This window comes from Eubacterium sp. (genome assembly GCF_057858645.1).
Genome location: NZ_DBLZZO010000012.1, coordinates 25984 through 46769, shown reverse-complemented (window position 1 = coordinate 46769; position 20786 = coordinate 25984). Strand labels below are relative to the sequence as shown.

Below are 20786 nucleotides of genomic sequence, written 5' to 3'. Positions count from 1 at the left end.
TGTACAGTTAAAGAATAAATGCCAGATAAAAAGCAAATGAGAAAAGAACTGGAAAAGTTGGGGGAAAACAGATTGTTGAGGTGATTTTGTGGCAGATGATTTAACAAAAGAGCAGCGGCATAAAAATATGAAAAATATTCATGGGAAGGATACAAAAATAGAAGTTATATTAAGAAAGGCTTTATGGAACAAAGGGTATCGGTATCGCAAGAATTATAAAAAACTTCCGGGAAGTCCAGATATCGTGCTGACAAAGTATAAGATAGCTATTTTTTGTGATGGAGAATTTTTTCATGGAAAAGACTGGGATACTTTAAAAAAGAGACTTGAAAAGAGTAACAATAGTAAGTACTGGATTAACAAGATATCCCGCAATAAAGAGCGGGATGATGAGATAAATAAGAAATTGGACTTTGAGGGCTGGACTGTAATCCGGTTCTGGGGTGAAGATATAAAGAAACATACGGATGAGTGTGTGAAGGTTGTGGAAGAGACAATCTTTGATAGTATAGAATTTGAAGAGTAGATGGCGAATAATAGAGCTTTAAAAATGTTTTAGGAAGAAATAATTTTGAAAGTTATCTTACAGGATTGCTTTGAGGACAAGCGAGAAATATTAGTAATGAAGGGAGAGGTGTATGTATGTACATTAGTGAGATTTTAGAAATTGAAAATTATAGAAACCTTTCGGGGCGAACAATTAAATTTGATAAGACAATAAATTTTCTGATTGGAGAAAATAATATAGGAAAAACAAACATACTAGAGCTGATACATATTTTTTTGTGTACAGGAAAGTTTGCAGAGTCAGATTTCAAGGATATTTTGCAACCTATACTTGTGAAAATAAAAATTGAATATGATGAGGATGAGGTTGGATTTTTTGAAGATAATTTTGATATTGATAATAGTAATGCAATTACTTTAATTGCAAAGCAAGATTCTGTGGATGAAAGAATTAGCTATTATCATGATACTCCTGTTCAAACGAAAATTAATTCGGCAGTAATTAGAAAAATGAATATTTTATATTATTATGCCCAACGTATGCCTTCTAAAGAAGTTGATTTTAGAAAAACAAGCGGTTCTGGAAAAGTTCTTAATTATTTGATCCAGCATAGTTTAGAATCATCAGGGATAGAAGAAAAGGATATATTGAAGAAGACAAAATTAAAAGGGATATTAAGTGATGTAAATAAGCAGATAGAAAGTCTTAATTCTATTACAGGAGATAAGGTTAGTGCATATCTTGATACAGAGGCAGATAAAATTGTTTGTAGGATGTTAGGACTTGGAGATGAGAATGGAAGAGAATTAAATGAACTTGGGGAAGGCATTCAGTATGCATTTAATATTTTATTACAGATTATTGAAATTATACATAATGTAAAAACAACAAGGAAAGCAGAAGATTTTACAGAGAGACTTATAGAAAAGAATGGGAAAAAATTATTTCCGCTGTTTCTTATATTAGATGAGCCAGAAATACACCAACATCCTTACAGGCAAAGAAGTCTTATTAAAAAAATTGACGCATTGATGAAAAATGAAAATCAGATATTTGTGAACTTACTAAATGAATTATTTGATATTGATGGACTTGTTGGACAGATTTTTATTGCGACGCATTCACCGAATATTTTATTGAATAATTACAAGCAGTTTATTAGAATTTATCATTCAACAGGGCAAGAGATTGAAATTATATCTGGAAGCAACTTAACGCTTGATGATACATTATATAAACATTTATTGCGTAGTTTTTTGTATTTAAAAGAAGCAATGTTTAGTAGATGTATTGTTTTTGTTGAAGGAGATACAGAAAATGGTGCTATGCCTGTCTTTGCTAAAAGAATGAATTTTGATTTCGACGAAAAAGGTATTGGTGTAGTAAAATTAGATGGAGCAGATAGCGTTGAAAATTGCATGAAGTTATATAATGAATTCAAAATAAAAGCTATTGCCATAATTGATAAAGACAAAAAAGATAAGTATGCTCATATGGCAGATGTCTTCTTCACAAAAGGAGATGATTTTGAAGAGGATGTTTACGACAATTTTACGCTTATAGATTATATGAAATATAATAATTGTATAGGAAAAATAAGTGCATTTGTTAGAATTTTACGACCATATGGAATTGTTTTGAATGTTTCTTCATATATAGCAGACCCAGAGAGATGTACAATTGATGATACTTTGCAACAACAGATAATACATGATATAAAGTCTAATGAATTAGTTGAATTAAGAAAGACAAAAAATGCATCTAAGGCATCATTATTGGCTGAATGTGTTACAACGGTTCCTGAATCATTTCAAAAAGTTATAAAAAAATTGAAAAAAGAGGTGAAATAATGGGACTGGAGGATATTATCAGAGATAAACATTCCGGGGACAATGAACATTTGGAGTTTATTTTCTCAGAAAAAAAGAAAATAATTGTAACAGCACCTGCTGGTTGTGGAAAAACTACGGCAATGGTTAGTAAAATTGCATGGGAGCTGGGAAAAGGAAATATATCATCAAATAAAAAAGTGCTTGCAATGACATTTAGTGTTAATGCGGCAATGAAGATAAAAGATTCTTTAAAATCATTATTGCCAGAACTTGTTGAGAATAGCGAACAATATATTTCAAAAGTAGATGTGGCTAATTATCATAACTTTGCAATGAAGCTATTGTATAAACATGGCTATTCTATTAATCCAGAATTTATTCATTTAGGTGACTTTATTATAGTGGATGAGGGAAATGATGTTCTTAATAATCACATTACAAGTTCTGACAGCGATAAATTAAAAGCATTGGACGACGCATTGAAGGCTTCTGATGAAGAAGAGATGAGAAATGTAATTGATGATTATTGGAATGTTTTGAATACAAAACTTATTCCGAATCATATTATTACATATAATGGATTATTAGTTTCTGCAATAAGGTTACTTAGAAAAGGACAGGTATCAAGTTTTTACAAGGAATATTATCAAATGGTTATCATTGATGAATTTCAAGATACAAATATGCTGGGATATTGGCTTGTAAATAAATTGATAGGAGATAATACTGTAATTTTCTTAGGTGATGATATACAAAAGATTTATGGATTTTTGGGAGCCGTCAATGGGATATTTGAAAAATATAAAGAAAAGTATCCTATTAAGGAAATAAAATTCTGTAATAATTATAGATTTAGAACCAATGATAGTATGAAGGAATTAGATAAGCTAATCAGATCTTATGGTAACTCGTATGCTCCTTCAGAATTTACAGCTTCTATTAATTTGAAACAGCTTAGTAATGATACAGAAGAAGACAATTTTATTGTCGAGGGAATTGAAAAGATAATTGCTAATTCAAATGATAAAGTTGCTGTATTAGTGCGTGCAGGTAATCAAGGCGAATCAATAGCAGTGAAATTAAAAAGGAAAGGAATAGTGTATTTTAATGCTTTGTTCAGAGATACAGATGTTGAATTTCTAAAGTTTTATGAAGTTGCGATTGATGAATTTCATAATGCGACAGGTGGCTCTGGAAAAGCCCTTCAAAGAGACTTGCAAAGTTGTCTAGAAGCAGTTAGTCAAAGGAAAAATGAAATTTATTCTAATGATAGAAGAAAATTTGTATATGACGCTATGTATAAATTGCTGGAAGTGCTTTTTGAAGAATCAAAGAAGTGGGAAGGAACATCAAAAGATAGATACGAAAATATTGATTTCATCTTAGGTGGCAAAGGTTTAAAACATATGATGGAATACATAGAAGAAAAAGTGGTTTTAACAACAATACATGCTTCTAAAGGATTAGAGTGGGAATATGTTATTATTCCGAGGATGAATGCTTATGCATTCCCTACAGGACATATGTGTGGACCTTGTAGGAATGATTATAGTTGTGATAATGGGTTTGATTATTGCCAATTTTCATTTGGAATTTCAATGGAAAAGGCATTTAAGGAGGAGATTAGCGTATTTTATGTTGCTGTAACTAGAGCTAAGAAAAATGTATTCTTAACAGTTAATACAGGATTAAATCAATGGGGTTATGCTAAACAAAAAAGTTGCCTTGTAGAGCTTCAAGGACTTTCACTTGTTGATTATACTTGGGAAGATATAATTTTATAATAAATTAGATGGTTAAAAGAAGTTATGTATATTGTTTCTGCTTTGGTCATATATTTATGAGCAAAGTGTGGAAAAGTTAAATGAAGCTGGTACAGCCATTAGTACCACAAAACTTTTTCTTGCGGAAATGTTGGTTGGAGCTTATAATTCCCATAGGTGGATAAGCAAACCGGAAGAAATTTATTCTACGAATAGTAAACGAACTTGCAAGCCACCGGAACTACACACAATAATGAAAAAATGCAATGGTACTGGATTGGTACTAAAATATGTGAAACGAAAAATAACGTGTGGAAAAGATATGAGTTATCAATACGAAAAAGTATAGATAAATGCATTGAAATAACCAAAATCAAACCAGACTCTGCGAGTTTGAATAGACACTACAATCCCACAATGCCTTTATTTATGGGCATTGTGAGAGGTAGTGATTATATCGTGGCAACGATATGGCAACACTAAAACAATTTACCCATATGTATAAATGAAAAAACCTTACTGATTTTGAGGAGTCAGTAAGGTTTTTTTATGCTCTTTTATAAATCAATTAGTTTATGATATCCGTGAGTATTAGCCGGATAGTTGTATCTCCAATTATCGTATTCTTCCTTGGAGATTTCTCCGGTATCAAGCTTGGACTTCATCTTTGCCCAGGACTTTGCCTCATGACCTAAAGCGTCGTGGATGGCACCTAAATCAAGGGTAACATGACTTCCTTCCTGTCTGACGGATATACCATAAATATCTTCAAGAGTGAACAGAAGCTGCATAATTCCCACATGAGTATCAATGTCAGGAACATTAATGGCCGCAGGAGAAACTTCCAAAATGGAAGAAAGAGTTTCAATCAAATCATCCTTGGGAACACGTTTCTCTGCTTCATATTGAGCCATGCGGATATCAGCAGTACTTTCCTTAAAACCTAACTGAACTCCCAATTCCTTTTGAGTTAAACCTTTACGCTTGCGAAAAGTTCTAATTCTTTCACCAATTGCCATAACAAACCTCCAATTTAACATAAAAATTCCCAATGCGGGATAACTTAAACAAATTCGCTAATGTCAGTATAACATAGGTAAAAATGTATATCAAGAAAAACTTAAACAAAAAAAGTTAATTTTTCTATTGACTTAAACTAAAAAGTTTAATATAATGCACATTATCTTAAACAAATATGTTTAAGAAATATAATGAAGGAGGAAAAAATCATGGAAAAGAACTTTATGACAGTCGACGATGTTGCAGAAGAACTTTCTGTTTCAAAGTCCAAGGCTTACAAGATTGTAAGACAGCTTAATAAGGAACTGGAAGAAAAAGGCATCATCACGGTAGCAGGACGTGTCTGTACTTCTTATTTCAGAAAAAAAGTAATGTACAGCGGTGATTAGAAAATATTTATAAAAGGAAGGTGATGAACATGAGCGTTTATTCTTACATGGCAAATAATAAGAAAAAATGGAGAGCTGTTTATCGCTATACTGACTTTACCGGAAAAAGAAGACAGACACAGAAAAGAGGCTTCAACACAAAAAGAGAAGCGGAGTTTTGGCTTGAAAATAAGAAGAAAGCCGAAAACGGACAATTGAACATGACATTTGGAAGTTTTTATGAAATCTACGAAAGAGACAAGAAGGCAAGGGTAAAGGAAACCACCTTTGAGACAAAATCATATGTGGTAAGAGACAAAATCCTTCCTTACTTTAAGGACAGAAGAATGGATGAGATTAAACCAAAGGATGTAATGGAGTGGCAGAATGAACTGCTTAATTACAGGAATGAAAAGGGAGAGCCTTATTCATCAGGTTACCTAAGAACAATTCACGCACAGCTTAGCGCAATATTTAATTTCGCAAAAAGATATTATGGGCTATCCACAAATCCTGCGGCAATAGTCGGGACAATGAAAAATGACGTTGAAAAGGAAGTGGAAATCTGGACAAAGGAAGAATACCTGAAGTTTTCGGAAGCAGTCATGGACAAGCCATTATCGTTTTATGCATTTGAAGTATTGTACTGGACAGGTGTCAGGGAAGGAGAACTACTGGCACTTACTCCGGCAGATTTTGATTTTGAAAATAACACAATGAGAATTAACAAGAATTATCAGAAGGTAAAGGGACGTGAAATCATTACTTCTCCAAAGACAAAAAAGAGTAACAGGGTGGTGAAGATTCCACAGTTTCTGGCAGATGAGATTAAGGATTACATGAAATGCTTTTATGACCTGAAACCTGACCAGAGACTTTTCTTTAAGTCAAAAGGGTATCTTGGACACGAAATAACAAGAGGTTCCAAGAAGGCAGGAATTAAGAGAATCAACATACACGCCCTTAGACATTCACACATTTCACTGCTTATGGACAGAGGATTTTCAGCACTTGACATAGCTGAAAGGGTAGGGCATGAAGCAATCAGCATTACTTACAAATATGCCCACATGTATCCAAACAAGCAGGATGAAATGGCAAGAAAACTTGAAGAGGAAAGGAGTTAGGAATAATGGAAAAATCATTGGACAGTCACGGTCGTTGGAGAAAGAAGATAGTAGCCTTCAGGGTTTCTGAGGAAGAGGCAAGAATCATTGATGACAGGGTTGCCCTGTCAGGACTGACAAAGCAGGAATACATTATCCGCAGGCTGTGTGAAAAGGAAATTGTGGTAAATGGAAATCCAAAGGTTTACATTGCCTTAAAAAACAGACTTAATGACGTGTATGAGGAGTTAAAAAGAATTACAGGTGCAGGTGAGGTTGATGATGTTTTGTTAGAGGTAATTGAACTAATCGGTGTTACCATGAACGGAATGAAGGAGGATAAGAATAATGAATAATAAAACAACAGTGACTACCCTTAACGTATCTGTTGGCGCAGATAACGGGCAGTCACCAAGTGTTACCAAACACAGTAACAGTATAACAGATAATAATTGTGTTCGCAATTTGCAATCCACCGGTACCCCGGTGGGTGAAAATCTGGAAACAGTATCAATGGAAGAACTTTATGACACGGTATATCCGATTAAGAAACCTTTGGTTGAGGATCTGATTTACAACGGAGTGTATCTGTTTGTCGGTGCACCAAAGGTTGGAAAGTCGTTCTTAATGGCTGAAATAGGTTTCTGTGTAAGTGTAGGAATTGACCTTTGGGGGCATAAGACCAATCAGGGAACAGTGCTGTATCTGGCATTGGAAGATGATTATGCAAGACTTCAACAGAGACTTTCAAGAATGTTTGGAATTGATGTGGCAGAGCATTTTTACTTCGCCACACGTTCCAAAAATCTCAATGAAGGTCTGGAAGAACAGCTTAAAGAGTTTCTTGTGGCGCATGCTGATACAAGACTTGTAATAATTGACACACTTCAGAAAATCAAGGAAATAAGTGGAGACAAATTCAGTTACGCAAACGATTATGACATCATTACAAAGCTAAAACACTTTGCTGATGAACATAACATTTGCATTCTGGTGGTTCATCACACAAGAAAGATGGATTCATCAGATGCCTTTGAAATGATATCGGGAACAAACGGACTGCTTGGTGCAGCTGACGGAGCTTTCATCATGCAGAAGGAAAAAAGAACTGACCTAAAGGCTACCGTTGACATAACAGGAAGAGACCAACAGGACCAGAAACTTTATCTTAAGTTTGAACCTGAGTTGTGTTTGTGGAAATTTGAAAAGGCTGAAACAGAGCTGTGGAAAGAGCCGGAAGATAAAGTACTTTCTGCTGTTAATACATATCTGATGGAAGCAGGATGTTTTCAGGGAACGGCAAGTGAACTGATGGATAAGATACAGGAGATTAATTTAGTTCCGAATCAGCTGACCAGACAGTTGAACATTAAGGCAGGAAGGCTGTATGAGGATTATGGCATCAGATATGACAATAAGCGTTGTCACGATGGCAGAATCATAACATTGGAATATGAAAAAGAGTAAAGCGTGACGATGGTGTCGATGGTGACGATGTTTTATGGCACGTAAATCATCGTCACAACCGTCACGCATCGTCACGGAACAAGATTGATTACAAAACAGTGAGGTTTAAAAATGAGCAAAAACAGAATGATAAGCAATGAATTAATGATGGCTTTGATTAAGTATCATGTATTAGACATGAAAAATAATGAAGAAATTAATAATCTTATAATTTCTGAGTTGGAAGAAAAACTAAGCAAGATGTCAAGGCACGAGGATTACACAAAAAGTAAAATGGCACCTACAAAAGAAGAGAGGGAAGAGTACAGACAGAAATATCTTGAAGCCGTTGGAATGCACCGGGACTTTAGATGGTAGTAACAGCTTGCAACATAAATAGAGTTCCTGTTGATAATATCAATACCTGCAAGTGACACTTGCAGGTTAAAGAATAATCAGGGAGAACCAAAAAGGATTGGTTACAGTTAAAAGTTAGTGACATCATGTCACTAAGAACCGCGGGACCCGGAGTCCCGAGGTTAAACATAATATAGCTGCCATTACAATTACAGCAACCACTAAATGCCATTTGACAGGTTATGAGTAAAGCATTGATAGCAGCTATATAAGCCCTCGGCAGAGCCCCCGCAGTTGTGTCTATGACAGAACTGCTAGGGGGTTATCAATTATGGCAGAGCCAAATTGATAAGAACCACCCGTTTTCAACAGCCTCGGGCAGACTACTAAAGACTAACAACGTGCAGGTGTCACCGCACGTATCAAAACAATAAAAGAAAAAAAGGAGTGAGATTATGGCAGGATTATCATATTCAGCACACCTGAGTCAGAAGAACAGTGCCATTAACAGCAAGGCGAAACTCTCAGGTGTTGCAAAGCACAATTTACGAAAGTACCGCTCCTTGGAATACGATAAGGAGAACATTGTAATTTTATGGGGTACGGATAAATTAGTGCAGGATGTAAAAAAAGTATATAAGGAACAGTTTGACGAAGCAGTCAGGGAATACAACAAAAAGCAGACAAGGGATGACAGAAAGATTGATGATTATTTTGAAAAGACAGCAAAGTCAAACAAGGACATGGCAGTGGAACTTATTTTTCAGATAGGAGACAAGGAGTTCTGGGATAAGAACCCTGACAAGAGAAGAAAGATGGATGTTGCATTTAAGGAAATGCTTAATATGTTACAGAAGGAAGCACCAAATCTTGTTGTGGCAAATGCAGTAATACATTATGATGAGGCAAGTCCACACATGCACGTGGTGGCAGTTCCCGTAGCTGACGGATTTAAAAAGGGAATGTCAAGGCAAGTGTCAAAGAGAAAAGTTTGTACAAAGGAATTTCTTGAAAAAGTACTGCAGGGCAGAATAAGAGAATATGCAGAGGACAGGTCATTCACATGGATTGGAGAGTTCCTGAAAGGAAAAGAAAAAGGCAGAAATAATGATTTACAAGTTGCAGAATATAAAACTCTGGCAGAAACAAAAAAAGCAAATCAGTTAGCCAGGGAAAATGCTGAATCTGAACAGGAACTTAAGGAAACGATGATTAAGCAGATAGTGGCTGAAAAAGAATTAGCAGACATGTATGAGGAATTAAAAATAGTTGAAAATGTGGCTGACTTAGGAAAAAATGTGAAAAAACTTGAAACCATGGTTAGAAAAGGACCGGATAATCCAAAGGGAATCATGTCTGCCAAGAATTATCGGGAAAAGGTTGTCGTTCCATTTATAGATAAAATGTATGAAGCATTTAAAAATGTAGTTAATTTTGCAAAGGGATGTTTTGCAAAACTTAAGGAACTGACAGAAAAATATAATGAACAGCTTGAAGTAAATGAAATGCTAAGGGAACAAAATAGCAGGCTAAGAGAAAGCATTGATGAGCAGGAAAAAGAGATTGACGGACTGTATGATGACAGGAAAAAACTTGGATATTTTAAGAAATTCCTGAAGAGGGAGGATTACAATAAGGTAATTGAAATGGGCAAAGACAACGAAAAAACAAGACACAGACAGAGATAAAACAAGTGAAATACAGTGGAGTAAATACAAACAATAGTAAAATCAAAATAAAAATGTTACAAAAGATTTTTGTTAGTGTGCATATTGGAAAAACATGTTATGATGGAAGAGAAGGATGGGTAAGGATAATTAATGCAGGAAGATTATTCTTATTGTACGGAAATTTACTGCTAATTATTTAGGAAGGAGTAACAGAGGTAGTATGAGAATAAGAAACATAAGCAAAAAAATGGTGTCGCTTGCATTAACAATAGCGATAATTGGAACAGGTTCGGGAATTAATGCGTTAGCCAATTCCGTTAATGATGGCAAGAATTCACAAAAATCAGATGATAACAAGGTAACAGTAGTCAAGGAACTGACAGATGAGCGGACAGAAAATTCAAACACGTATCTGTTGTCTGACGGATCTAAGAAAACAGAAATATTCTTATCAAACATCAGATATGAAAAAGACGGACAATTGAAAGATTATGAAAATGAAATTGTTGACATTGGAAAAAAAGGAAAAAAGTCTATAAGTACCTATGGTTCGGGTGACAAATCTTCATACAAATATGTAAACAAATCCAGTGATAACAAGGCATATTTTTCAGATGACATTGAAGACGGCATAATGTTAAGCCATGGGAAGTACATTTTAAAGATGACACCTGTTATCGAAGAAGAAAATGATGACATAAACAAAGATGATAAAAATACATCTCAATCAAATGAAAATAATGAGTTTGAATGCATAAAAAATGAGGAATCAAATGAATTAAAATATATATCGGAATCAAAAAACATGGAATATCAATATTCCGTAAACAACTGTGGCGTGAAAGAGAATATTGTACTAAATGAAAAGCCTGAAACAAATATATTTGAATATAAAATTGAAACAAAGAATCTCTATTTGAAAAAACAGGAAAATGATAAAGGTCTGTTGGTGTATGACAAAAATACCAATAAAATCATAGGAACAATAGAAGCCCCATTCTTAGTTGATGCAGACGGAAAAGAAGATTACAAAAGTGTAGAATACAAATTAGAAAAAGATGGTGAAAATGAAGCATTAAAAGTAATTGTAAGTAATGATTATTTTGAAAACGAAGCCACAAAGTATCCGGTTACAATCGATCCTACAATGGTATGGATGTTTGACTACCTAACTACTGCATCAGTTTGGTCTGTTGATTTTCAGCAAAATGTGAACATGCATAATCATTATCTGGGTGCCATGAACAACATGATATCAAGTTATCCATACAATTCAGAGGAACATGTATATTTGGATACTTCAAATCTGTTAACAGGAAGTGCGTTGGTGGGCAGTGGACTGAACATAAGGGGAAAATACATTGAATCTGCATCATTAAATCTGTATGAAAGCAGTTACCGTGCGCCGTATAAGGTGGGAACACTGGAGCTTCGTACGGCAAAGGACTCATGGAATCCTGATACAATCACGTGGAACAATAAACCGGGGGCTTCTGAAGAAGTACTTCTTGAAGAAAAGTTTACGGGAGTTGAGGGCACAAGACATTGCCTTGACATAACGAAATGGGTGCAGGATATAGCCGATGAACAGATAGAAAACAACGGACTGGTGTTTACGGCAAAAAAAGGCGGAGCAGCATTGTTTTATGGCCCTGAAGCACATTACATACAGGACGAAAATGGAAAGAACAGTGAATCAAGACACATGTCAATCTATTTAACATACAGAGATTTTGAACCATATGATGCTTCCATAAACATAAGTGCTAAATATGATAAACAGAGTAACAGCATTATTACTTCCATAGAAGATGATAATAAACTTAAGGAAGGGGTATCGGTAACAGGATACAAGATATTTACAAGAAAAGATAATGCATTAAAATTTAGCGCAAAGTATAAGGGAACAGACATTTCAGAAAAGGCAGAAATAAATGCATCCAACGTGGATGAATGCATAGACATTAGAGCAGCTATATTATATTCAGACGGTACGGTAAAGGTTTCAAACATTGTAACCTTAAGAAAAATGGAGGAAATTAACGAAGACGGACAAGAAAACACAGTTAGTTATGAGCAAACAACGATAGACACAGATAGCGATGGGTTAGAAGATGGTTATGAAATTTGGGATTTTAAAACTTTATGGAATACGGAAACAAGTGATAGTACAGAGTATAATAAAATATATGATTTAGATAGCGATGATGACGGATTTCCAGATGGATATGAGGTATTTACTTTAGGAACAGACCCAACAGTAGCAAATGAAGAGAATAAAGACAGTGATGGAGATGGATGGAGTGACATTACAGAGTATCAGAAAGGAACAGATCCGTGGTTAAAGGATTCAGATTTTGACGGTACAAGTGATAAAGGTGATATTAGTCCGAGGAAAACCGCAGGACATACAAAACAGACAGAAGCAGCTACAGCACAGGTTCATAAGGGGTTATATGACAAAGAATTTTCCGAGACAGAAGGTGGAGCAACAACTACATATATTACAAATATATATCGTGGAAATATTAGACAGAAAACAATTGATTATGGAGACACATCATTAAATAAAATAATGAAATATTTCTATGATGAAAAAGGAAACAATACAGCAATTATTGAGTCGTATGATGAAAATTTTGATCCAAAAGGTACGAAAACTATCTGTATTACTTATACTTTTGATATGGATGGAAATGTAATATTCATCTGTGATCAGTCCACAAAGTATACAATGACCTATGAAGATGGTGAAATGACAGAACTGAAAGTAGGGAATAACAGCCTGATAAAATATGGGAAAAGTATAATAATGAATAATGCTGGGGAAGATGGAAATACATCAGACATTCAAGATGGTGACATTATAGATGTAAAAGAAAACAACACTACTTATGGAAATGGGCAATGTATCAAAACAAAAACTACAACCTATAAAAGGAAAAAAGAGGATATAATATCCGTGGCTGCAAAAGATGAAATTTATTATAATGGAAGTAATGATGTAAGTTACGTTGTAGAGTATAATAATGAGGGAAAAGTACTTAAAATGACGGATAGTACTGATGCTTCAAGAGAGATTACATATAATTACAGTTATAATGATAAGACAACAAAGATTACACGGAATGATGGGTTTGTAAAAGAAGTATCAACATCAGAGAATGCGGATGGAAGTGTATCAACAATAAGCACAGCTTATACATATAAAAATTTAAAAAATAGTAACGCAACATATACATCTGTTTACAAGATGGATGCATCAGATGAGGGTAAGTCAATTATATCTAATACATTATTTAATGGGGATAAATATATTACAGAAACAATGGATGATGAAAAAAGTGCTTCAACAAGCTTGTATTCAAAACTTTATAAAAAGAACATCTTAAAAATTGATGCAAAAGAAGTATCGAATACAAAAACCACGTTTAATGTGGATATATATAAAGAAGACAAGTCATATGAATATAATTATGATTTATCCGGGAACATTATAAGTATTAAAGAGAGTGGAAATAAGTTGTATGAGTATAGCTACGATGCTCATGGAAGACTGACAGAACAGAAGGATTATATGATAAATCAATGCCATGAGTATATTTATAATACGACGGGAAATATTCAGGCAGATTGGACATATCTACTTGATGAAAGTGGAAGTAAGACATCTAAACAAGGAAGTGTGAGGTACTCAGAATATGAGAATGTACAATGGCCTGATCAACTGACATCTTATGATGGAAATAGTATTACGTACGATGAGGTTGGAAATCCTATCACTTATTGGAATGGAATGCAATTCCAATGGGAAAATGGAAGACAGTTAGAAAAAATTACGCTAGATGATAATTCGGAAGTAATATATACATATAATAAGGACGGTTTCAGAACTCATAAGGAAACAGAAAAAATATCAACAGATTATGAATGGGATGAGAATAGGCTGATAAGAGAAATTGTTACTTATAAAGTAACAGGAAAGAAGTATGATGTGTGGTATTTCTTTGATGCAAATAATCAAGTGGCAGGCTTTGAGTATTCTGAAATATCCAGTATGGATAATAATTTGAAGAAAATAAGAATATATTATGAAAAGAATCTCCAAGGAGATGTCATTGGTTTACTTGATTCTAGAGGGGCAGAAATTGCAAAGTATGCTTATGATGCATGGGGAAATGTGACAAGCAAGATGTGCTATGAGGGCTATGAGACACCGTATGCATTAAATCATATCACTTATCGTAGCTATTATCAGGATGATGAGAGCAAATTTTATTATCTACAAAACAGATACTATGATTCAGAGATAGGAAGATTTTTAAATGCAGATGACACTAGTTTAGAAGAACTAAATAATGGAAATATATTTTATGCTAATATATATGTATATTGTGCAAATAATCCTTGTACATGTATTGATAAAGATGGAAGATTGATTGTAGTTAATCCTAAGATGCCATTAAAAATTTTAAAAGGGGCGGTATGGTTAGCAGCAAGTACATTTTTAACTTATAAAGGTTACAATTTAGCAAAGGCGATGTTTAAGCATGCGTTATATGGTAGAGGAAAAGGATTATCAGATAAAACAAAGAAAATTGCTATTAAGAAAATGAAAAAATCATTTGCATTTACAAAATATGTGTCTAATTGTTTGAAGTTGTTACAAAAAAAAGGATATACAAATGTTTATATTGTAAAGAACTCATATGAATTTACTGGTGATAGAGATTTATATTATTCATTACAACATGTGAAAGTAGTTGTTCATGCGGTAAAGCAGAAAGGTAATATATGGAAAACAGAAATTAATGTGAGTGACGTTTATGATTTTACAGAAGTAAGAAGTTGGTCTAGTTTTGCTGGTATTGCAAACAATGTAGGTTATTATTTGCAAAAGTGTGGAGAATTGAAACCATATAAAGTAAACATAAAATATAACGATGTGCATAGTTCAAGATTTAATATTGTATAAGAATAGTGTGAAATAATACTTTCATTACTATTTATACTACCAAGCAACAAGTGAAGGTGCGATAGAGAGGAGATATGTATGAGGAGAAATATATTATGTATTATATTGTGTATGATATTACTGAGTGCATGCAGTTCCAAAAGTAATGAGATTATTGAAGGGTATAGTAACTGTGAAGAATATTACAGTGATGGATTTCAAGATTATATAGATTATTGCAAATATTTCTATAAGGAAAGCGAGGATAAAAAATTTGAGGAGAACAGTTATTATTCTATTGTAACAAAAGAAAATATAGATGATATAAAGAGTTATTTTGATAAGTTCCCTTATGAAAGTATGGAGGATAGCAATAAGTATGACTTTGAAACAGATAATATAAATGAAGGAGACTATTATAGCCTGAGAGCAGGGTCAAATAATGATAATTACAGTGTATTTTTATATGACGTAAATAGTCATATATTGTACTATATACATTATAATATATAGTGTAATGAAAATTATTGATTTGCAATTAGATTATTTTATGCACTAGCACTAAAAAATAAAGTATTGTGTATAAAATGTCATTATGAAGAATGATAGTTCATTAAATTTGAAACGTATTTTTTATAGGCGTTAAAATAACTTAATGAAATAAAATCTGACTTATGTTATAATACTTCCGTGGCAACACTATGGCAACACGAAATCAGAAGGATAATACAAATAATATAATATAGGTAAATTAACAGATAAAAGCACACGAAACCTAAACAAATATGTTTAAGCTTAACTCGGTGCAAGCCGAGTTTGAATAATGCAAAAATAAATTCTATATGCCTACAAACCCCATAAATAAAGGGTTTGTAGGTTTTTTCTTTTTTAGAGTGACAATAAAATGACAATATTTTTTGCTATTTTTTATAAAAAACGTTCAAAAGCGTACATTTATGAACTGATAAAATTACATATTTTTCCTTTATAAAATAAAAAGACCCTGCAGTGACACCGCAGGGTTGGTTATGACTGAAATACCAATATTCTATTTTTCAATTCCAACTTCCCAGAAATACATATCTATAATTTTCATAGGGGTGTACAAATTACCAAGTTTATTACAAGCTTTTTCGATTTCCTCTTTGTTGTCTTTGGCGTATTGAATTATTTGCTTCATACTATTTAAATTGAAAACCCCATTTATTTTGTTCCGACGTAGCGCTTTTACAAAATATTGGTCATATGCTGGAACGCATCCAAGAGTTCCTAATATGATTTTAGTAATTAATGTATCTGTTACATTGGAAATTGTTTTTGTTTTGTTAGTACCATCTTCTATATAAGTTTGACCCATATAGTACTCTTTTATTTCATCTCTTAAACTCATTATAGTTTCAAGATCTGTGATAATATTCTCTTTAAAAGGATTAAAACTTATTAAATTTGAATATTTATCCTTACAAAGTATTTTGACAACAGGCTTACTAAATAAATAATCTTTTTGCATTAAAAAAGAATTTCGTAGCATACCCCAACTAGCTAGGTAGGCATATAAATTTAATGTTATATAATTGTACATGGTTTCATCATTTTTATATTTTAAGAAACTTTCTCTACAGTGATCATATGATCTATATCTTCCGTTTTTATCGTTATGGTAACTATCAATAAATTTATTGATATATTCGTTGATATTTTTTTCCATTTTATCATCTCTCTTAAATAAACATATAAATTTAATCCTTCAAATTAGCTTTCCTAAATCTCTTCTTTGCATCAGAGATATTCTTGTCTACTTCAATAGCTGTTTCGTTTTCTGCATCCAATAAGAAGTCAGCTGAATCGTTTCCAAAGCTTAAATACTTTGCCTGCCATAATAGGTAGGTTTCCTCGTCAATTTCTTCATTGATAAATTTCTCATACATTGTTGCCCAATGGTTAAACATTCTTTTAAGATTTGAAAGAGGAGCAATAGTAGCATCGTTTACGTCTATGTCAGAAGATACCTCTAAATAAACTTTTCCATCTATAGTTGTTGGAGTCAAATCCAAAGTTTTTTCCATACTGAATAAGTATTGTAGAGAACTTGCAGCTGAAATAGGATCAGGAGTTGCAAGCACATATGGAGAAATCTCCAAAGCATTTGAAATCTCAAATATAGTGTCTGAATCCGGATAGCGATTTCCAAGTTCATAATTTCTTATAGTTGATTCATTTACATCACAGGCAGTTCCCAATTCTTTTTGTGTCATGCCGGCAATTTGTCTGTAAAATCTAATCTTTTGTCCTAAATTTGCTGAGGCAAGATTTTTAGCATTTAAAGAAAATTCTCTTTTATTTTTTTCCATAAAACATATCCTTCCATATCATTTTATAACTGATTTTATTATATCATAAACAGTTCATTTGTGAAATATAAAGAATACGAAACAGTTCAGAAGTGAAATATTTTACTTGACAGTACAAAAGTGAACTGATAAAATGAGTATAACACAGTTCATAAATGTACTGTGCAAAGTAATGAAATTTAAATAGGTAGGAGGTGATATTATGGCAGATACACTTTTTGTTAGAGCAAGCGATGTAGCAAAGGAAATGGGAGTTTCAGAGGCTATGGCTTATAAGATTATTAGAAAACTTAATAATGAACTTAAAGAGCAGGGGTTTGTAACTGTTCAGGAGAGACTTAGCAGACAGTATTTTGAAGAACGAATCTATGGAATTAAGACTAAATAGGAGGTGAAATAAATGGTTTTTAAGAATCCCAAAACAGATAAATGGGAAGTTAGGTGTTATTACAAAAATTATAAAGGTGAGCGAAAACAGAAAACCAAAAGAGGCTTCAGAACAAAATCTGAAGCTCTCGATTGGGAAAGACATTTCAAACTGCAAGACCACCAGGACCTGGATATGACCATTGAAGATTTCTTTGAATTATATAAAAGAGATGTAAGTCATAAGGTAAGACCAAACACTTGGGAAGAAAAGGAGTACATAATTTTAACAAAAATTCTTCCTTATCTTGGCAAGAGAAAAATAAATGAATTAAAGGTAACGGACATTTTTGAGTGGCAAAGAGAAATTCAGAGCTTAACAACTCAAAATGGTAAGAGTTTTTCAAAATCATATCTTGGAACAATTCATAATCAGCTAAGTGCAATGCTTAACCATGCAGTCAGATATTATGGGCTTAAATGGAATGTCGCAAGCAAGGCTGGGAACATGGGCAGTGCAAGAGATAGAAATGTTGATTTCTGGACGCAAAAGGAATACCAGAAATTTATTGAACAGGTAACAGATAAACCACAATCATTTTATGGATTTGAAATACTTTATTGGTGTGGGCTTAGAATTGGTGAACTTCTTGCCTTAACACCGAAAGATTTTGATTTTGAAAACAATGTTTTGAAAATAACAAAGTCATATAAAAAAGTTAAAGGTAAAGATATTGTAACGGACCCAAAGACACCTAAAAGCATAAGGGATATAGTAATTCCTGAATTTTTGGCAGAAGAAATTAAGGAATATTTGGCAAGTATATATGGCATCAAAGAAAATGACAGAATATTTCAAAATTCAAAAAGCTATTTTCGCCATGAAATGATAAGAGGCTCAAAAGCTGCAGGAGTTAAAAGAATAAGAATACATGATTTAAGACATTCCCATGTATCATATTTGATTAACAAAGGCTATACAGCACTTGCCATAGCCGACAGACTAGGTCACGAGGCTGTAGACATCACTTATAAATATGCACATCTATTTCCAACTGTACAAACAGATATGGCAAAAACTATGGATGCAGAAAGAGAGGCTTTATTAGATGAGTGCGAAGAATAATGATGCAAAAGGCAGATGGAGAAATGTAACAGTTGCCTTTAGGGTGTCACCAGAAGAAAACGAAGAAATAAATATGAGGGCAAAACTAAGTGGATTTCAGACAAAGCAGGAATTTATTGTTCAATCATTACTTTATACCAAAATAAGAACTGTGGGAAATCCGCTAATGATGCTTAGTTTCAGAAAATATCTCCAAGAAATAATAGCACAGTTAAAGAGGATTGAGGCTGGTGGAAAAATTGATGAAGAGGTATTTGTCCCAATTAGAACAATGTTGGATATATTAGATGGATTTGAAGAAAGAAAAAAGCCCTAAGCAATAAGCTTAAGACTTACAAGGTAACAAGGAGGTTGTCCCCGCTACTTTTATCACCAATTAAATTATAGCAGGGGTTACCTCCAATAACAACAAAATTTTTAAATAACGGAGGAAAAATGAATAACACAGCAATAAATATATCCTCCAATGTGGAGGACACAGACAATAAAGAAATCGAGGCTATAAGAGATAGTCTAAAAAAACGTCCTGATGGAAGTCCGAGACAAACCATTGAAAATGTAATTGAGGTTTTAAATAATGACCCAATGTTAAAGGATGCAATAAGGCGTAATGAACTTTCCTGTAAGACAGACATTGTTAAGAAGATGGACTGGAGAAGACGTTCAAAGACTTTTACCGACACGGATTTTAACAACATAATGCTTAGAATGGAGAAGTTCTACGGTATTACAAGAGATAAAAACATTAAGCGTGCAATTGACATTGTAGGCAACAATAACCATTATCATCCTATTATAGACAGGCTGGAAAGTCTGGAGTGGGACGGAAAATCAAGGCTTAGATATCTGTTACCGAGATACCTTGGAACAGATGAAAGTGATTACATATTTGAAGCAACAAGAATAATGATGATGGGAGCGGTGCACAGGGTTTACAATCCCGGGTGCAAGTTTGAATACATGGTTTGCCTGGTAGGCGGGCAGGGTGCAGGAAAGTCAAGTTTCTTAAGACTTCTTGCAATGGAAAATGAGTGGTTTTCGGATGATTTAAGAAAACTTGATGATGACAACGTGTTTCGTAAGATTCAGGGACATTGGATTATTGAAATGGCGGAAATGCTTGCAACCTGTAACGCAAGAAGCGTTGAGGACATTAAGTCATTTTTAAGTCGTCAGAGTGAAACTTACAAGGTACCTTATGAAACCCATCCTGAGGACAGACCAAGACAGTGCATATTTGTGGGTTCTTCCAATAATGCTGACTTCCTGCCGTTTGACCGTACAGGTAACAGAAGATTTGTACCGGTAATGGTAAATAAGGAAAAAGCGTTGCATCATCCACTAGAGAATGAGGAAGAAACAAGGGCATATATAGAGCAGTGTTGGGCTGAAATTATGAGCATGTATAAAAAGGGCATTGACACAAAGCTTGTATTTAATAAGGATTTGGAAAAGAAACTTATTGAATTTCAGAAGGAATGTATGCCACAGGATACTCTTGTGGGCATCATTGAAATGTTTCTTGAAATGACGGATGAGGAGTTTGTGTGCGTTCAGATGATTTATGAGAGAGCGCTGCACCATGAAAACTGCAAGCCAAAACAGTACGAATCCAGAGAGATTACGAGTATCATGAGGCTTAAATTCGCAGAGCAGTGGGAAGAGGTGAAAAGTCACAGATTCATTAAGGAAGGATATGGAACCCAACTTGCATGGAAGAGAAAAGAGTCAAAGGGTTTTGAGAAAATAGAGAGGGATGAGGACATTCCTTTTAAGCAGGAAACATTGGAAAATCTTAAAACTGAATCTAATAAAATGACAGGAAAAAGTAAGTGACATCATGTCATTTACTTTTAAAAATGTAAATTTGTTATGTAAATTGGCTGGTTTGTAAATCAGAATGATGGAGTTGTAAATTG

The 20786-nt window shown here is 33.7% G+C and carries 20 protein-coding genes; 17 read left to right on the top strand and 3 right to left on the bottom strand.

The window, feature by feature from the left end; genetic code table 11:
- Window positions 1–88 precede the first annotated feature (88 nt).
- From ACZM4J_RS05645 to ACZM4J_RS05630, 4 genes are all read left to right on the top strand, one after another.
- On the top strand, window positions 89–526 hold the full coding sequence (locus ACZM4J_RS05645) for a very short patch repair endonuclease (protein ID WP_475686668.1): 438 nt from the start codon (window positions 89–91) through the stop codon (window positions 524–526).
- 116 nt (window positions 527–642) lie between these two features.
- Window positions 643–2358 (top strand): ATP-dependent nuclease, encoded by a 1716-nt coding sequence (locus ACZM4J_RS05640; protein WP_489485756.1) that lies wholly within the window; start codon window positions 643–645, stop codon window positions 2356–2358.
- Window positions 2358–4124: a UvrD-helicase domain-containing protein gene (locus tag ACZM4J_RS05635; protein WP_489485755.1), complete on the top strand. Its 1767-nt coding sequence runs from the start codon at window positions 2358–2360 to the stop codon at window positions 4122–4124. Before ACZM4J_RS05640 ends, ACZM4J_RS05635 begins: the two co-directional genes overlap by 1 nt.
- Before the next feature lie 67 nt (window positions 4125–4191).
- Window positions 4192–4452: a hypothetical protein gene (locus ACZM4J_RS05630; protein ID WP_489485754.1), complete on the top strand. Its 261-nt coding sequence runs from the start codon at window positions 4192–4194 to the stop codon at window positions 4450–4452.
- Window positions 4453–4660: 208 nt separating this feature from the next.
- Here ACZM4J_RS05630 and ACZM4J_RS05625 read toward each other — a convergent pair whose 3' ends face one another.
- On the bottom strand, window positions 4661–5122 hold the full coding sequence (locus tag ACZM4J_RS05625; protein ID WP_021952313.1) for a helix-turn-helix domain-containing protein: 462 nt from the start codon (window positions 5120–5122) through the stop codon (window positions 4661–4663).
- A gap of 210 nt (window positions 5123–5332) precedes the next feature.
- Between ACZM4J_RS05625 and ACZM4J_RS05620 the strand changes: the two genes are divergently transcribed.
- From ACZM4J_RS05620 to ACZM4J_RS05580, 9 genes are all read left to right on the top strand, one after another.
- On the top strand, window positions 5333–5512 hold the full coding sequence (locus ACZM4J_RS05620; protein ID WP_021952314.1) for a helix-turn-helix domain-containing protein: 180 nt from the start codon (window positions 5333–5335) through the stop codon (window positions 5510–5512).
- Between the two features lie 29 nt (window positions 5513–5541).
- Window positions 5542–6618: a site-specific integrase gene (locus ACZM4J_RS05615; protein ID WP_302623909.1), complete on the top strand. Its 1077-nt coding sequence runs from the start codon at window positions 5542–5544 to the stop codon at window positions 6616–6618.
- Window positions 6619–6623: 5 nt separating this feature from the next.
- Window positions 6624–6953 carry a plasmid mobilization protein gene (locus ACZM4J_RS05610; protein WP_489485753.1) on the top strand — a complete coding sequence of 110 codons (330 nt, stop codon included), beginning with the start codon at window positions 6624–6626 and terminating at the stop codon, window positions 6951–6953.
- On the top strand, window positions 6946–8064 hold the full coding sequence (locus tag ACZM4J_RS05605; RefSeq protein WP_489485752.1) for an AAA family ATPase: 1119 nt from the start codon (window positions 6946–6948) through the stop codon (window positions 8062–8064). Before ACZM4J_RS05610 ends, ACZM4J_RS05605 begins: the two co-directional genes overlap by 8 nt.
- 111 nt (window positions 8065–8175) lie before the next feature.
- Window positions 8176–8421, top strand: coding sequence for a complexin-2 (locus tag ACZM4J_RS05600; protein ID WP_299119360.1), 246 nt, complete (start codon window positions 8176–8178; stop codon window positions 8419–8421).
- Window positions 8422–8855: 434 nt separating this feature from the next.
- A complete protein-coding gene (locus ACZM4J_RS05595; RefSeq protein ID WP_489485750.1) occupies window positions 8856–10088 on the top strand; it encodes a plasmid recombination protein in 1233 nt (410 codons plus the stop codon).
- Between the two features lie 5 nt (window positions 10089–10093).
- Window positions 10094–10270 carry a hypothetical protein gene (locus ACZM4J_RS05590; protein ID WP_178062412.1) on the top strand — a complete coding sequence of 59 codons (177 nt, stop codon included), beginning with the start codon at window positions 10094–10096 and terminating at the stop codon, window positions 10268–10270.
- 20 nt (window positions 10271–10290) lie between these two features.
- The gene (locus tag ACZM4J_RS05585) at window positions 10291–15045 is read left to right on the top strand and encodes an RHS repeat-associated core domain-containing protein (protein WP_489485748.1); all 4755 of its coding nucleotides are present in this window, start codon (window positions 10291–10293) and stop codon (window positions 15043–15045) included.
- A gap of 78 nt (window positions 15046–15123) precedes the next feature.
- The gene (locus tag ACZM4J_RS05580; RefSeq protein WP_040447230.1) at window positions 15124–15537 is read left to right on the top strand and encodes a hypothetical protein; all 414 of its coding nucleotides are present in this window, start codon (window positions 15124–15126) and stop codon (window positions 15535–15537) included.
- Between the two features lie 535 nt (window positions 15538–16072).
- Here the strand turns inward: ACZM4J_RS05580 and ACZM4J_RS05575 are convergent.
- Both ACZM4J_RS05575 and ACZM4J_RS05570 read right to left on the bottom strand, forming a co-directional pair.
- On the bottom strand, window positions 16073–16732 hold the full coding sequence (locus tag ACZM4J_RS05575; protein WP_302630532.1) for a hypothetical protein: 660 nt from the start codon (window positions 16730–16732) through the stop codon (window positions 16073–16075).
- Between the two features lie 31 nt (window positions 16733–16763).
- Complete coding sequence (locus tag ACZM4J_RS05570) at window positions 16764–17375, bottom strand: helix-turn-helix domain-containing protein (RefSeq protein ID WP_302630533.1); 612 nt, start codon at window positions 17373–17375, stop codon at window positions 16764–16766.
- Between the two features lie 202 nt (window positions 17376–17577).
- Between ACZM4J_RS05570 and ACZM4J_RS05565 the strand changes: the two genes are divergently transcribed.
- From ACZM4J_RS05565 to ACZM4J_RS05550, 4 genes are all read left to right on the top strand, one after another.
- On the top strand, window positions 17578–17763 hold the full coding sequence (locus tag ACZM4J_RS05565; RefSeq protein ID WP_428245149.1) for a helix-turn-helix domain-containing protein: 186 nt from the start codon (window positions 17578–17580) through the stop codon (window positions 17761–17763).
- 12 nt (window positions 17764–17775) lie between these two features.
- A complete protein-coding gene (locus ACZM4J_RS05560) occupies window positions 17776–18867 on the top strand; it encodes a site-specific integrase (protein ID WP_302630534.1) in 1092 nt (363 codons plus the stop codon).
- Window positions 18851–19183 (top strand): plasmid mobilization protein, encoded by a 333-nt coding sequence (locus ACZM4J_RS05555; RefSeq protein WP_302630535.1) that lies wholly within the window; start codon window positions 18851–18853, stop codon window positions 19181–19183. The genes ACZM4J_RS05560 and ACZM4J_RS05555 overlap by 17 nt, the downstream gene beginning before the upstream one ends.
- Before the next feature lie 119 nt (window positions 19184–19302).
- Entirely contained in the window at window positions 19303–20703 is a 1401-nt protein-coding gene (locus tag ACZM4J_RS05550) for a virulence-associated E family protein (protein ID WP_428245150.1), read from the top strand.
- Window positions 20704–20786: the final 83 nt, after the last annotated feature.